Source organism: Desulfamplus magnetovallimortis (assembly GCF_900170035.1).
In the GTDB taxonomy this organism is placed as follows: Bacteria; Desulfobacterota; Desulfobacteria; order Desulfobacterales; family Desulfobacteraceae; genus Desulfamplus; species Desulfamplus magnetovallimortis.
This window is the reverse complement of record NZ_LT828553.1, coordinates 84,275-98,990: the sequence shown is the minus strand read 5'-3', so window position 1 is coordinate 98,990 and position 14,716 is coordinate 84,275. Positions and strand designations below refer to the sequence as shown.

13 protein-coding genes and 1 pseudogene are annotated in these 14,716 nt (G+C 40.1%); all 14 read left to right on the top strand.

What is annotated here, in order from left to right:
- Window positions 1–92: 92 nt before the first annotated feature.
- The 14 genes and pseudogenes from MTBBW1_RS19885 (at window position 93) to MTBBW1_RS19820 (ending at window position 14,677) form a co-directional block, all read left to right on the top strand.
- A complete protein-coding gene (locus MTBBW1_RS19885) occupies window positions 93–677 on the top strand; it encodes a TerD family protein (protein ID WP_080806400.1) in 585 nt (194 codons plus the stop codon).
- 423 nt (window positions 678–1,100) lie between these two features.
- Window positions 1,101–1,685 (top strand): TerD family protein, encoded by a 585-nt coding sequence (locus tag MTBBW1_RS19880; RefSeq protein ID WP_080806398.1) that lies wholly within the window; start codon window positions 1,101–1,103, stop codon window positions 1,683–1,685.
- 105 nt (window positions 1,686–1,790) lie between these two features.
- Window positions 1,791–2,429, top strand: coding sequence for a vWA domain-containing protein (locus tag MTBBW1_RS19875; RefSeq protein ID WP_080806396.1), 639 nt, complete (start codon window positions 1,791–1,793; stop codon window positions 2,427–2,429).
- Window positions 2,430–2,441: 12 nt separating this feature from the next.
- Window positions 2,442–3,080: a vWA domain-containing protein gene (locus MTBBW1_RS19870; RefSeq protein ID WP_080806394.1), complete on the top strand. Its 639-nt coding sequence runs from the start codon at window positions 2,442–2,444 to the stop codon at window positions 3,078–3,080.
- A 224-nt stretch (window positions 3,081–3,304) separates the two neighbouring features.
- The gene (locus MTBBW1_RS19865) at window positions 3,305–4,372 is read left to right on the top strand and encodes a TerY-C metal binding domain-containing protein (RefSeq protein WP_080806388.1); all 1,068 of its coding nucleotides are present in this window, start codon (window positions 3,305–3,307) and stop codon (window positions 4,370–4,372) included.
- Between the two features lie 4 nt (window positions 4,373–4,376).
- The gene (locus MTBBW1_RS19855) at window positions 4,377–6,650 is read left to right on the top strand and encodes a PP2C family serine/threonine-protein phosphatase (protein WP_245809483.1); all 2,274 of its coding nucleotides are present in this window, start codon (window positions 4,377–4,379) and stop codon (window positions 6,648–6,650) included.
- 23 nt (window positions 6,651–6,673) lie between these two features.
- Window positions 6,674–8,179, top strand: a complete 1,506-nt coding sequence (locus tag MTBBW1_RS19850) for a helix-hairpin-helix domain-containing protein (RefSeq protein ID WP_080806380.1) — start codon at window positions 6,674–6,676, stop codon at window positions 8,177–8,179.
- A 76-nt stretch (window positions 8,180–8,255) separates the two neighbouring features.
- A complete protein-coding gene (locus tag MTBBW1_RS19845; protein WP_080806378.1) occupies window positions 8,256–8,501 on the top strand; it encodes a DUF2442 domain-containing protein in 246 nt (81 codons plus the stop codon).
- Window positions 8,502–8,681: 180 nt separating this feature from the next.
- Window positions 8,682–9,242 (top strand): phosphatidylglycerophosphatase A family protein, encoded by a 561-nt coding sequence (locus MTBBW1_RS19840; protein ID WP_080806376.1) that lies wholly within the window; start codon window positions 8,682–8,684, stop codon window positions 9,240–9,242.
- A 91-nt stretch (window positions 9,243–9,333) separates the two neighbouring features.
- Window positions 9,334–10,644, top strand: a complete 1,311-nt coding sequence (locus MTBBW1_RS19835) for a TerD family protein (protein WP_080806374.1) — start codon at window positions 9,334–9,336, stop codon at window positions 10,642–10,644.
- Between the two features lie 35 nt (window positions 10,645–10,679).
- On the top strand, window positions 10,680–11,837 hold the full coding sequence (locus MTBBW1_RS19830) for a sodium:calcium antiporter (protein WP_080806372.1): 1,158 nt from the start codon (window positions 10,680–10,682) through the stop codon (window positions 11,835–11,837).
- Window positions 11,838–12,222: 385 nt separating this feature from the next.
- Window positions 12,223–12,711, top strand: a pseudogene (locus MTBBW1_RS19825) (phosphoribosyltransferase domain-containing protein); the annotation flags it as partial.
- Between the two features lie 44 nt (window positions 12,712–12,755).
- A complete protein-coding gene (locus MTBBW1_RS29710) occupies window positions 12,756–13,439 on the top strand; it encodes a hypothetical protein (RefSeq protein ID WP_245809482.1) in 684 nt (227 codons plus the stop codon).
- A 191-nt stretch (window positions 13,440–13,630) separates the two neighbouring features.
- On the top strand, window positions 13,631–14,677 hold the full coding sequence (locus MTBBW1_RS19820) for a cysteine protease StiP domain-containing protein (RefSeq protein ID WP_080806367.1): 1,047 nt from the start codon (window positions 13,631–13,633) through the stop codon (window positions 14,675–14,677).
- Window positions 14,678–14,716: the final 39 nt, after the last annotated feature.

The window sequence follows — 14,716 nt, the reverse complement described above, 5'->3', positions numbered from 1 at the left end:
GCGTATCAATAAATCACGGCAACAACATGTCTCTTCTGAAATTTGGGTGGAAAAGACATTTATAACAAATTATTTAATAAAGGAGAAATACCATGGCAGTCTCTTTAAGCAAAGGCGGAAGAGTCTCATTATCCAAGGAAGCACCTGGATTATCTAAAATTCATATCGGGCTTGGATGGGATCAAAGGGCAACAGATGGTTCGGATTTTGACCTTGATGCATCTGTTTTCCTGCTCGACGAAGCAGGCAAGGTAAGAAGTGACAGTGATTTTGTATATTACAACAATCTAAAGGCTGTCAATGGTGCCATTGAGCATATGGGAGACAATTTAACAGGCGAGGGAGAGGGAGATGATGAGGTAATAAAGATCAACCTCAAGCAGCTTGAAACAGAAGATCCTGGTCTTGTTAAAATATCATTTGTGGTAACCATCCACGAAGCAGAAACCAGAAAACAGAACTTCGGTCAGGTTAACAATGCATTTATACGTATTCTCAATCAGGATGACAACAAGGAGATTGTCCGTTATGATCTAACCGAAGATTATTCAATGGAAACTGCCATGATTTTTGGTGAAATCTATTTTAAAGGCGGTGAATGGCGTTTTACGGCAGTTGGCCAGGGCTATGAAGGCGGCCTTACTGCCGCATGCAGGCAATTTGGTATTAATGTTTAATTTTTTCTGCAAATGAAAACAGGAAATTTTGGCATCATTAGATATTACTCAAAGTCGTAACTTCTCAAACATGCCACCATATATTGTGTTTTGATTTGCATCAAAAACACTTTAGGTGGTGGCACTGAAGAACTTATGACCTATGAGGCTATAAATTAAAAGTTAGCCGGAAGGTATAAACCGGAAAATAAAGTATGCCGGAATTTCCCTGATTCTAATTTTTTTTGTGGTCAGGTACTACATCCCGACATGTAAGCTGAAATTAGCAAATTATGTAATTGATTTTAATGATAACAAACCCATTTAACTTGTGAATTGGAGAGGAATTGGTAGAGTTTTGGGCGATTATGCCTCGTTTTTGACTAAACCACAAAACAAATTAGAATCAGGAATTTCCTGAAATAAAAGCAAAGGAGATTTTAAATGGCTGTATCTTTAAGCAAAGGGGGACGTCTATCATTATCAAAAGAGGCTCCTGGATTATCTAAAATTCAGATTGGACTGGGATGGGATGAAAGGGCAACAGACGGTTCAGAATATGATCTGGATGCTTCTGTCTTTCTGCTGAATGAAGCAGGAAAAGTTAGAAGTGACACCGATTTTGTCTTTTACAACAACCTGAAAGCCATTAACGGCGCAGTTGAGCACATGGGAGATAACCTCACCGGCGGCGGTGATGGAGATGATGAAGTTGTTAAAATCAATTTAAAACAAATGGAAAACGAGGCTCCGGATGTTGTAAAAATATCTGTTGTTGTAACAATCCATGAAGCAGAAGCTCGTAAGCAAAACTTCGGGCAGGTTAATAACGCTTTTATCAGGATTGTAAACCAGGATGACAACAAAGAGATTGTCCGTTTTGATCTCACCGAAGATTACTCCATGGAGACTGCCATGATTTTTGGCGAAGTCTATTTTAAAGGCGGTGAATGGCGATTTACAGCAGTGGGTCAGGGCTATGCCGGTGGACTTGCAGCAGCCTGCAAGCAGTTTGGAGTCAATATTTAAAAAAGCGGGGACAAATTTGAAATTTGTCCCCAAAGCAGGCAATCTTCAAATCATACCAAAGCAGAATAATGCCAGCAAATTACCATAACATTCGGGGATAAAAAAATGAGAAGACTTCCTGTGTATCTTCTGCTTGACACCTCCGGCTCAATGTCTGGAGAGCCTGTCAATGCATTAAAAAACGGTGTTCAGTTACTGGCTTCAACTTTAAGGCAGGATCCATATGCCCTTGAGACCGTTTTTGTAAGCGTAATTACATTTAACACCGAGGCCGAGCAAGTTGTACCGCTTACAGATCTTATCACCTTTCAACCTCCGGAAATCAACGCATCTGGCATCACATCACTTGGAGCAGCACTGAAACTTTTGAGTCAGAAAATCAAAAATGAAGTGGCAAAGACAACTCCTGAAAAAAAAGGTGACTGGAAGCCCCTTGTATTTATCATGACAGATGGTGCCCCCACAGATGACTGGAAATCTGGCCTTGAAGAGCTGAAACAGATTAAAACCGGCATGATTATCTCCTGTGCCGCAGGAGAAGGGGCTAAAATTGATGTTTTAAAACAGATATCTGAAATAGTTGTAAGCCTTGACACTGCCACATCAGAGACAATTCAGCAATTTTTCAAATGGATTTCTGCCAGTATATGCACCACAAGCCAGAAAGTTGATCTTACCAAAAAAGAGATTACAAAACTGGATGAACTGCCTCCACCCCCACCCGAAGTGAATATAGTTACATAATCAGGAGATGTTATGTCACGAAGATTACCTGTTTACATTGCCATAGATACATCAGGGTCAATGTATGGGGAACCTATACAGTCTGTCAATGTGGGGCTTCAGGCAATGGCAAGTGCATTGCGTCAGGATCCCCATGCTCTGGATTCAGTAGCTCTCTCTATAATTACCTTTGATATCAATGTAAAGGAACTTTTTCCCCTTACTCCACTTGAAGATGTCCAGATTCCGGAAATCAAGTGCCCAAGATCAGGCCCGACATACATAGGAGAGGCCCTTGCCCTTGTTGTTGACAGAGTAAAAAAAGACATTGTGCTGAGCACCAGTGACAGAAAAGGTGATTGGCGTCCCATGCTCTTTCTTATGACAGATGGCTCACCTTCCGACATTGCGCGATTCAATGAAATTATTCCTAAGCTTAAAGAGTGCCACTTTGCAAAAATTATCGCATGTGCTGCTGGCCCAAAGGCAAAAAAAGAATACATGAGACAGATAACAGATACGGTGGTAAGCCTTGACACAACAGACAGTACAGCCTTTGCAAGTTTCTTTAAATGGGTCTCAGCAAGTGTGGAGATGAGAAGCGCAAGTATCGGTGCCGGCACCAGCAATGAGCTGCCCCCACCGCCTGATGAAATCCAGATTGTAATATGAACTCAAACAATTACCAGTTTGCTATATCAAGGTAAAACATTCATGGTAAAAACCAACGATCATCCCTCCGTTCATGAAAACCATGAGGAATATTTTTACGGTAAACGGGCATGGCTGCCATCCAGCCACCCCCGAATATTGAAAATTGTATCCATTTCCACGGTAAAAAGTTTTTACATCAATAACTTTTAAATCAAGCAAAATGGTGTAATAAGCGAGGCAAAATGAGACGCTTACCTGTTTTTTTATTACTGGATGTATCAGATTCCATGATTGGAGAGCCCCTTCAATATCTTGAAAAAGGTCTGGATACCCTTATTTCAAAATTGAGACAGGATCCCAATGCAATTGAAACAGTTTTTCTTTCCATAATTGCGTTTGCCGGAAAGGTTAAAACCCTTGTTCCCCTTATGGATTTGCCATCTTTTTACCCGCCACGCCTTCAGGTTGGGGCAGGAACAGCTCTTGGGCTGGCGATTGAACACCTTATGAAGGAAATTGACAAAAATGTTGTCAAGACAACCCGTGACCGCAAAGGTGACTGGAAACCCCTTGTCTATCTCATGACAGATGGAAAGCCAACGGACAAATGCGATTCCGCAATTGAAAAATGGAAACGCCATTACTCCGTAAGAGTAAATTTGATAGCCATTGGCCTTGGGCCACATGCCTCAACAGAGACTTTCCTGAAATTTGCAGACCATGTCCTGAGCTATAACGGAGAGAATGAAACTGATTTTGCCCGTTTTATTGAGTGGATGACAATGTCAGTGAGATCCCAGAGTATCAAGGTTATGGACTCTTCAAATGAAGATAGTTTCAAAGTATCCCTTGAAAAAGCCGGCAATGTCATTGAGCTTGCCAAATTCAGGCCATCTCCAGATGATGACCATGTGATTCTTGTGGGCAGATGCCAAACCAGACACACTCCTTATCTGATCAAATTTGACAGAATGAATTATCCCCCTCCATTCCGCAGAAACCAGCTTTATCCATCTGAACATTCAGCAATAACATATATCATTTCAGGCTGTTTTCCTGTGGATGAAAGTTACTTTGAATGGTCAGGTTCCTGTGCAGATATTGACCCCAAGGTTTCAATCTCCTCACTTTATGGAAGCGCAAGTTGCCCATGTTGCGGAAACCCCATTGCCAATGGTTTTTGCGGATGCGGCAAAATGTTCTGTATTTCAGGAACAGGCCCTGCACTTTGCCCGTGGTGCGGCAGGGAAGCTATTATGGAGGTAATGGAGGATGGGGCAGATCTTGAAATTGCAAGGTCACGGGGATAAAAAAATGAAAAAAAATGAGACCTCAGCAGACAATATAAAATCTGATTCATCTACCCATAACAACCTTGAGAGATACCACAAATATCAATCCCTGTGCCATGAACTTTTAAACCTTCATGACCTTGAAGAAACTGATATTTCCGAGATAAAGAGCTTTATACAGGAGCCTTCAGCAACTGCCTTTTTTAAGAATATGGCCCAGCATTTCATTGAGCTTTGGGAAAGCTGGCAGAAAACATTTGACAATTACAGAAAATCAGAATCCGCTCTGGAGTTTAAGGATGCTCTTGATACAAAAAATAGAAAAAAATCTTACGAATCACAGAATAACAAAAAGCGTGACAAGAGCAAAGCTGTCAGAGAGATTGAGAGCATAAAAGAAAATCCCAATGTTAAAGACACTTCAAAAGGCGTTATTCAACCTGGCTTTTCAGCCCCCTGTAATAAAAAGACGGATAAGGAGACATCATTGGATACTCCTAAAGCAGATCATAATACAACATCTTTCCCTGCAACCGAGAATGATAAAAGTTCTTCCTCTTCAATTGAGGATGATAAAGACTCATCCACTGCAACCGACGATGACAAAAGTTCTTCCGCTGCAATTGAGGATTATAAAAACTCATCCCCTGCAACCGATTATGATAAAAGTTCTTCCTCTGTAATTGAGGATTATAAAATATCTTCCTCTGCAACTGAGGATGATAAAACCTCTTCAAATCGTTTGCTTATGCCTGCCTTAAAATTTCCAAATGCCACATGTGGAAAACCTTATAGTGAGAAAGTTGAGGTAAGCAGGCAAAGCGACCATGAAAAAGCTTTTGGAAAATCATCCGATTCTTCAGAAGATCATATTAAAATCCTTTCAATAAAAGGACTGGAAGCAGCAGGTCTTTCTTACAATGCAAAAGAGCAGCTTATCAGTGGAACACCATCTGCAAGCGGCGAAATCAAACTTGAAATAACTTTTGAACTCTCTTCATCAGAGTCAGAAAAAACCTGTACAACAGAATCAATTTTTATCGTAAATCCAGACCCAAGATCATTATGGCAAAACAAACCCTCTGATAAATCGGTACTTTTCTGGAAGGAAGATGAGTACAAAGAGGAGATTGTCACAGCAAAAGGATGGAGCATCACCGGAGCAAGCAAAAGGGGGCGCTCCCACGCCCATGAAGGCAAAACAAGGGATGATCATTTTTTCATATCAACCGACAGTTCAACAGAATGGGATATACTGGCCGTCGCAGACGGAGCCGGAAGCGCATCTTTATCCAGGGAAGGAGCCAAAACAGCAGTGATGGAGTCAAGTCGTATCCTTAAAGAAAAACTAAAGGAGTATGATACTGAAATTATAAATCTTCTTTTAGGGTTAGGTGATAATGATTTCCAAAAAGCTCAAGGGTCAGAAGAAGCTCAGAACTCCGGACAAACTAAGAACTCCGAAAAAGATAAAGGTTTTAAAAAAGAGGACGATTCTGCAAAAAACCAGGAAAAAAAGCTGAAAAACATTCTATACAATGTATTCAGCCGTGCTGTTTATGAACCTGTCAAAGTGATCCATGACACAGTGGAAAACCTGAAAAAACAAAAGTCTCTGCATGAGAAAACTACGTATGAGAAAACTACGTATGAAAAAACTGCGAATGGAAAAACTACGAATGGAAAAACTACGAATGGAAAAACTGCGTATGGAAAAACTGCGTATGAAAAAACTGCGAATGGAAAAACTGCGTATGGAAAAACTGCGAATGGAAAAACTACCTATGGAAACCCCTCTCATGAAATTGAGCCAGAAAATATAAAATTTCGGGATTTTCATACAACACTTCTTCTTGCAGCTCATAAAGAGATTGAAGGAAAACATTTTATTGCATCCTATTGGATAGGAGATGGTGCTGTTGCTGTTTACTGCGAGGGTAAATCAATAACAATTCTTGGAGAAGGAGACAGCGGAGAGTTTGCAGGACAAACACGTTTTCTTGATAACAGTGCAGTTACCAGCGAAGATATTTATAAACGCATCCAATTTGACTTCAAAGAGTCCATAACCGCATTGATTTTGATGACAGATGGCATCACAGATCCTTTTTTTGAAACCGACCACAATCTTAATCAGATTGATTTTTGGGATGATCTCTGGAAAAACCAGTTAAAACCCCAAATTTCAGGTATAAAAGGAGAAACTGCCCAAAACATTCTTAACTGGCTTGATTTCTGGTCACAGGGTAATCACGATGACAGAACAGTGGCAATGCTTTTCAAAAAATCAGAGTGACAAAAAAGCGGAGGTCAATTGAGATGAACAATATTGCCATTGCCAGGACAATGGACGGAACTGAAATTGAGTATGTGGATAACTTGATCGCTTCCGGTGGCATGAAAGATGTTTTCTTCACACCTGACAGACAACATGTTGTGGCTTTTTTCCGCGAAGATCAGAACCGACAGTCACTTGAACGCCTTGAGATGATCACAGGTCGTTACAGGGAAAATATCTTTGAGAAGGAGGGTGGCAAATTCTGGGAAAACTTTTTCAGGTGGCCAATACAAATTGTTGTCAGGCAAGATAATAAAGTGGGAATTCTGGTGCCGGTCTATCAAGATCACTTCTTCTTTTCCCATGGTTCTGTAAACGGTGATTTTCTAAATATTAAAGGAAAAGAAAAAGAGGGGAAATGGTTTGCATCCCCCACCAACAGAAACAAATACCTTGCCATTGAAGAGAGGGGTGACTGGTCAAGCTACATAAAAATTTCCATTGCCCTGAGCCGGACAGTAAGGCGTCTTCATGCAGCAGGTCTTGCCCATTCAGATCTCTCATATAAAAATGTGCTCATTGATCCTGTAAAAGGCAATGCCTGTATCATTGACATTGACGGCCTTGTTGTACCCGGAAAGTATCCGCCGGATGTTGTTGGAACACCCGACTTTATTGCACCTGAAGTTATTCAGACAGCTCACCTTGAAAGAGATGACCCATTACGTAAGCTGCCATCCATATATACTGACCGACATGCACTTGCTGTACTGATCTACATGTATCTTCTGCTGCGCCATCCTTTGAGAGGGGACAAGGTTCATGATATTGATGACCCCCAGAAGGATGAAGAGCTTTCCATGGGTAAAAACGCTCTTTTTGTGGAGCACCCCCATGATCACTCAAACCGCATCAAAAAAGAGTACCTGAAACCTTCTGAACTGCCATGGAAAGATACACAAGCTCTGCCATATGGTATCACAGGCCCTTATCTTTCCGCTCTTTTTGAACAGGCTTTCATTGATGGTCTGCATCAACCGGAAAAAAGGCCAACCGCTGATGAGTGGGAGCAGGCACTTATCAAAACTGTTGATCTTATACAGCCATGCAAAAATCCTGACTGTGAACAGAAATGGTATCTGTTTGATAATACCCGAAAGCCTGTGTGTCCTTTTTGTAAAACACCATACAATGGAAAGTTGCCGATATTAAACCTCTATTCATGTCATTTAAAGGGAAAATTTCAGCCAGATAACCACAGGCTTATGGTATATACAGAGCAGTCTCTTTTTAAATGGCACATAAACCGGAAAGTTGTCCCCAATGAAAGGTTGAGCCTGGAAGATAAAAAACGGGTCGGCTATTTTATTTTTCATGATGGAAACTGGCTTCTTGTAAATGAAAATATTCCGGATCTTTATGATGCTGTAAAAAAACAAGCCATACCTTTGGGAAAAACAGCTCTTCTTGAAGAAGGGGCACAGCTTCTTTTTTCCAGAGAAGAAGGGGGACGCCTGGCGTTTGTACAGATGGTGGATGGGCAATGACTTATGAGTCTGATCTTATAGAAATGTGGAATACTCAAGAATTTCGGAAACTTCCTCCTTTGAAATAGGTGACAACATGAAATATCCTACAATAAAATCGGTTCATATTATTGATGACAATTTACTTATTGTGGAGTTTTCTAATAGAGAGAGTAGAAAATATGATGTAACTCCCTTATTGAACAAAAAAATGTTTTCTGAATTAAGCAATCCTGCATTTTTCAAAAATGTGAAGATTGATCAGGGAGGATATGCCCTGATATGGAATGAAGATATTGACATAAGTGAATATGAAATATGGAAGAATGGTACGCCAATATAACGTACATGGCGGATTCACGCCACAATCGAAGAGATGAAAGTCGTTTTAAAAACAGGCTGTTACCGAGACTTTCATATAAACTGTCAAATCCTGCGGGCACAATTAACATTGAAAAGCAAAAGTAAAGCCTTTAAAAAACAGTCTTTTGTCGAGGCTTTTATCTAAAAGGAATAATTGGTTATGAGCAAAACATCATGGATATCAACAACCTCGAATCATAAGAATGGAAATGAGAATTGTAATGAAAAACCACATCTTCATTTCAAGGAAAGAGTAAAAATTATAGCAGGCTCCGCCTGTTATCTTGGATACCTGCCTTTAATGCCGGGAACCTTTGGCGCCCTTCCTGGGATTTTGCTTTACTATATTCTCTGGAAGTTTTTGCCCCCTGAATTTCTATGGATGGGGCTGTTTGTATCGGTTTTTCTCATTGCTTTGCTCAATTATTATCTTACCCCCTGGGCTACAAAATACTGGAAATCAAAGGATCCATCCCAGTTCATACTTGATGAAATTATAGGTTTTCTTTGCGTGCCGCTTTTCTATGGTACCCACGATTTTGCAACAACTGCCCTTTGGGGATTTATTCTTTTCAGAGTGCTTGATGTTATAAAAATTTTTCCGGCAAGCTATGTGGATAAAAATGTGCCGGGCTCCACAGGAATCATTTTTGATGATGTGATTTCAGCAGGATATGCTGCGTTATGTCTTGCACTACTTGATTATTTTCAGTTTATTTAGCTCTGTTTCTTAATTTTTCAAAATCGACATCATTGATTATTTTTTGAGACTTTTCTGTTTCACTCAATATGACAATAAAAGGATTTAATGGATGAAAACTATTATTCATGGCCAGAGAATAAAACTTGTTGATGTAACTTCTGACCATCTTATTAAGGTCGGGGTCAATCTTTCTTTTACACAGTCAATCATCGTTGATATAAGCTGTTTTGGTGTTGATGCCCAAAATCAGCTCTCTGACGACCGCTACATGATTTTTTATAACCAGAAACAATCTCCTTGCGGTGCTTTAAGTATTGTCAACGATAAGACACAAAACAGTCATACTTTTCAGGTTGACCTTAAAAGTCTGCCTGACAGAATACAGAAACTTGTGTTTACTGCAACCATTGATGACACTGGAACCATGAAGGATTTGGAAGCAGGAGAAATAAATATCGTTGACAGCAGAGGAGTTGCAGCAGAGTTCAAATTTGATAAAGGCAACCTGAACCAGGAGAAAGCGTTAATCATAGCGGAAATTTATCTTAAAGGTGAATGGAGATTTGCTGCAATTGCCCAGGGGTTTAACGAGGGACTGGGAGCATTGCTAAAGCACTTTGGCGGCCAGGAAGCTGAAGAAACCTCATCAGGGGCAAACGATCCACCCACACCCAGATCAAAACAATCTTCTGCTTCGTCATCAGTGGCTTCTCCTGCAACTCCTCCATCTTCATCGGGTACGGCATCCTCTTCTCCTGAAGCACCTTCTGCACAAAAGAGAGTTGACTCCCCACCATCGACATCTTCTGACAATGCTGCTTCTAAAATAAGCCTGAGCAAGATAACCCTTGAAAAAAAGGGTGATAAAAAGACAATCAGTCTTAAAAAGGCCACAAAAAATATTATCCATATAAATCTGAACTGGGATGCACCTGAATCAAAAAAGTTCTCATTTTTTGGAAACAGCGCACCTGATCTTGATCTTGGCTGTATGTTCAGACTGAAAAACGGAGAAAAGGGCGTAATTCAGCCCCTTGGCAACTATTTTGGAAACAAGGATTTTCCACCCCACATTCTGCTGGATAGAGACGACAGAAGCGGAAGCTGTGTCCAAGGGGAGAACCTGAGGATATACAAACCTGAAAACCTTGATTTTATAATGATATTTGCCATGATTTATAAAGGCGCAAAGAATTTTACCACAGTAAACGGCAGGGTAACTGTTACAGATCAGGAGGGAAATGAAGTCTATATTAAACTTGATGCCCCTGACCCACGATATGCCTTTTGTGCAGCATGCAGTTTTAAAAATACCGGTTCAGGCCTTGACCTTACCAAGGAAGAGCTATATTTTTCGTCCCACCGTGAGGCAGACAGACATTTTGGATTTGGATTTGACTGGGTAAAAGGATCAAAATAAAATTTTTACAGGTTCATCAAAATGGAGACTAAAAGATGACGACAATCGTTTTTATAGCACTGGCAGCATTTTCAAGCTGGCTAATCGCAAAATCGTGTGACGGATTTGAAGATGCTGCCGATTATCTTGGCAGAAACATGACAGAAGGCACAAAAGGAGCTACTATCAATGCTGTTGGAAGCTCAATGCCTGAATTGTGGGTTACTTTTATATATCTCTTTCTTTTCAGAGATACAACAGGATTTTCAGGTGGAATCGGAACCACTGCCGGAAGTGCTGTTTTTAACTCAATGGTCATACCTTCACTTGTAATTCTTGCAGTATTGATTAAATCCAGTGACACCGTAATTCAGGTTTCAAAAAAGGTTGTTCTAAGGGATGGATTAACACTTATTTTTGCTGAATTAATCCTCATTGTAACACTTGGAGACACTCTCTACTGGTATCATGGATTCATGTTCATGATGATCTATGTTGCCTATGCTATCTACATCATTATCCGCCACAGAATTAACAGAAACGGTAATGCTCAAGCTCATGATGAAACAGGGGAGGAAGAGAACGATGAAGATGATGAGGAAGAATTTTCAGGTTCAAAACTCAAAGCATTTCTAACAGTTAACCTTACCCATGCAGTACTTGGCAATGACGAGATAAAAACATCAAATGCAACTATTCTTCTTGCTGTTTCAACAGCCTATATTGCTACTGCATGCTGGATTCTGGTTTATGCCTGTGAACACATCGGCATATCCCTGGGAATTCATGGATATTTTGTTGCAGTTATTCTTGCTGCTGCTGCAAGCAGCGTCCCTGATACCATCCTCTCCATAAAAGATGCCCGCAAAGGAAACTATGACGATGCTGTGTCAAATGCGCTTGGAAGCAATATTTTTGACATATGCTTTGCACTTGGAGCCCCTCTTTTCCTTTACACTGTGATTTTTGGGCCAATTGTCATGCCTCCGGAAATGATAAATCATATTGTAGAGCTTCGTATTCTGCTGCTGCTGTTGACCATAGCAACCTTTATTGCATTCTTAAGTTTTAAAAAGATGACAAAAGGTATGGCATATCTTCTTCTTTTTATGTACTCCCTGTTTGTGCTATATGTGGCTGGAAGAGCAGGAGAAGTGGGTATCGCCAACAGTGTTGCAGATATGCTTCATTTTATTCAAGGTGTAATTCAATAAAATCATTCACTTCTGAACATTGATTCCTTTTCCATATTTGGTAAAAGGAATCATAATTTATAGTTTTCCAGATAATTAATTTGGCAAGCACAATGTAGGGTCAACCATATGTGGTTGACCTTTAAAATTGAGATGGAAAGATATTTTTCTGGAAGTCTATAGAGAGATACACTCAAAATCGACATCTTATTGCTTTTTGACCAGTTATTGAATTTGTCTGAACCAGGATGAAAAGGATGCTCAGGATAAATAATTCTGCCTTATCCTGTTAATCTTGGGTATCCTGATTCAGAAATTGTTGACAAGGCTCAAAAAATCATAGCTGTCGGCTTTGAGGATACAGGTAATCTGAAAATTCTTTCATCCGATAGGGAAAAAACAGAAAGTGAAAGATTTTTATCATCTTAAAAGAGATAACAACCCCCTTAGAGAGGATGCCTTTACGCTTTCATGTCTTGGCAAACTTTTTCCTGCCTCATCTTCAGATTTTAACAGGTGTGGAGATCTCCTGGCAAGTTTACTGGACAAAAGCCTGCTTGAGCATCATCTTGAAGACCGAATTTTGATTGTTGGTTTAACGGAATCAGGCATTATACCAGCCTTTCTTATGTATCTTGAGGCTAACAGAAGGGATCTGAATCCACACCTTGTCTATTCCACCCGAAGACCCATACCAGGAATTGCCTTTAACGAACGCCACTCCCATGGCCCTGATCATATCCTTCCACTTACAGACTGCTGCTTTAAAGAGATCTGGATAGTTGAGGATGAAATCACAAGTGGCAATACAGTTCTTGATTTAATCAATAAACTCAATGAATATCTTGAAATTGAACGTGTCAGGATATTTGCATTTGCTGATTTCAGAAGCAGTCAACAGTCCCAGCATCTCATATCATACGCTGAAAAAATCAATATATGCTGTACTGTTCACACCCCTGCTCTATTCAGAAAACAAAAACAGAACCCGAAGGTGGAAGCGAAACATCAGAGTTTGAAAATGGAGATGAAACAACAAAAGTTGAAGATGGAAAAAAAACAGCAAAAATTGAAGATGGAAAAAAAACAGTAAAAATTGAAGATGGAAAAGAAACAGTAAAAATTGAAGATGAAGAAGAAACAGTAAGACTTGAAGGCCAGACCAGAAAACCTCAAAGCATTACAGGAGAGCTTGAGAAACTCCCCGAAGAGAAAGATATTGGAGAGAGTGCAGAAAACTGGCATTTACAAACTAAAAGACCTGCCCTTGGGGTCAAATCCGGCAATTTCGCTGATGCATCAATGTGGACTCTTCCTGAAGAGTACTCAACAGGAACCCTGCTTGCTGTTGGTGAATCCGTTGATATTGCAGCCTGTATAGCACTGGCAAACGAAAAAATCTCGTTTCAGCAAATATCGTTAAGCCCATGGAAGGTAGATCAAAAATCAATTTTCAGCAGAATAACCTTTGATGATAGATACTATCTCTATAACCATGAAAATCTTGCAGAGCCGCTTTTCATCCTCTGTGATCCCATTGATAAAAAGATCGAAAAAGAGGTCATTGAAAAACTTAAAATTAATGATATCCATGTAGAACCGTTTTTACCAATAAACGTTTAATAATAATCAAATATGACACATATAGTATTCCAGATAATGAACTTAGCGCCCTTCGGGCGGGCTTTTCCATAACCACTTGCTTTTGCAGGATAAAAATGGAAATTCCTATACTATTAAATTAACTCTACCCGACAATCAAACCTTGAAAGAACACTCAGACAAAAGCAATAACTACCATAAACGCCTTCAAGATGTCGATTTTAAGTAACATAAAAAATGAGGAGATCATTATTCTTAATACCCGAAAAAACCAGGGATTCCAGCCCATAAACGGCCTTCCATGGAAACAGACTTTCTATCTTAACCTTGAGGAAGAGGTGCATCCATTCAATGATAAAGAGAGATTCCGTCCCTTAACTAAAGCCTACACTGGTAATAATACCTTCTGGTCAACCCCATCCCCTGAACCTGACCTTAATAACACCTTCTGGTGTGATGTCGAAAATGCCTTTGTCAACGACAATACATTAAAAGAGGCAGCCCAGGCTCTGGCAGGTGCAATAAATGAAAAATATCCTGATCCTGAAAAAATATTGTTTGTTTCAATTTTAAGGGCAGGCGTTCCTGTTACAGATTGGCTTTGCAGACTTCTTCCTGGTTCAAAGGGCGTTGCCATATCACTTTTTGTGGGGCTTGGCATAGATAGTGTAGCATTGAAGCAAATACGAAAAGATTTTCCCCATCGTTCCATTATTTTTGTTGACGGCTGGACAGGTCGAGGGGGTGTGGCAAAAGCAGTTGCATCCCTTAATTCAGGGCCACTTGCAGTGCTGATTGATCCATGGGGATGGGCTGATTTTTCCGGCATCCAGGAAGATATTTTCTGCCCATCTGCCTGTTTTACAGGCCTTGCAACCCTTGGATTTTCAAGAACTTTTTTTGTGGACAACAGCAATTTTTTCTCTGCCTACCGTTTTTCTGATATATTTGCACAACAGAGCATGATAAAAAAATGGCAAAGCTGCTCACCCCAGACACATGTATCACCTGAAACAAAAAATATTCATCGCTTTTTTGCAGAAACACCTCTTCGCATTCACAGCAATGAAGTGTGCAGGGCATTGATAAATGCATCACCAGAAATGCTATATTTCAGAGAAGAAAAAAGTGTTGTCCAAGAAAGATTTCATCTTCTTCTAAAACTTGCTGATCAAAGATCTGTGCCAGCAGAGTTTAAAGTGCAATCACTGGTAAAAATAAAAACAAGGGTTGCCTGCTCTCTTATAACAACTGCCTGAAAGAAATCCAGAAATATTTTTTTACAACCCCGCCGTCCC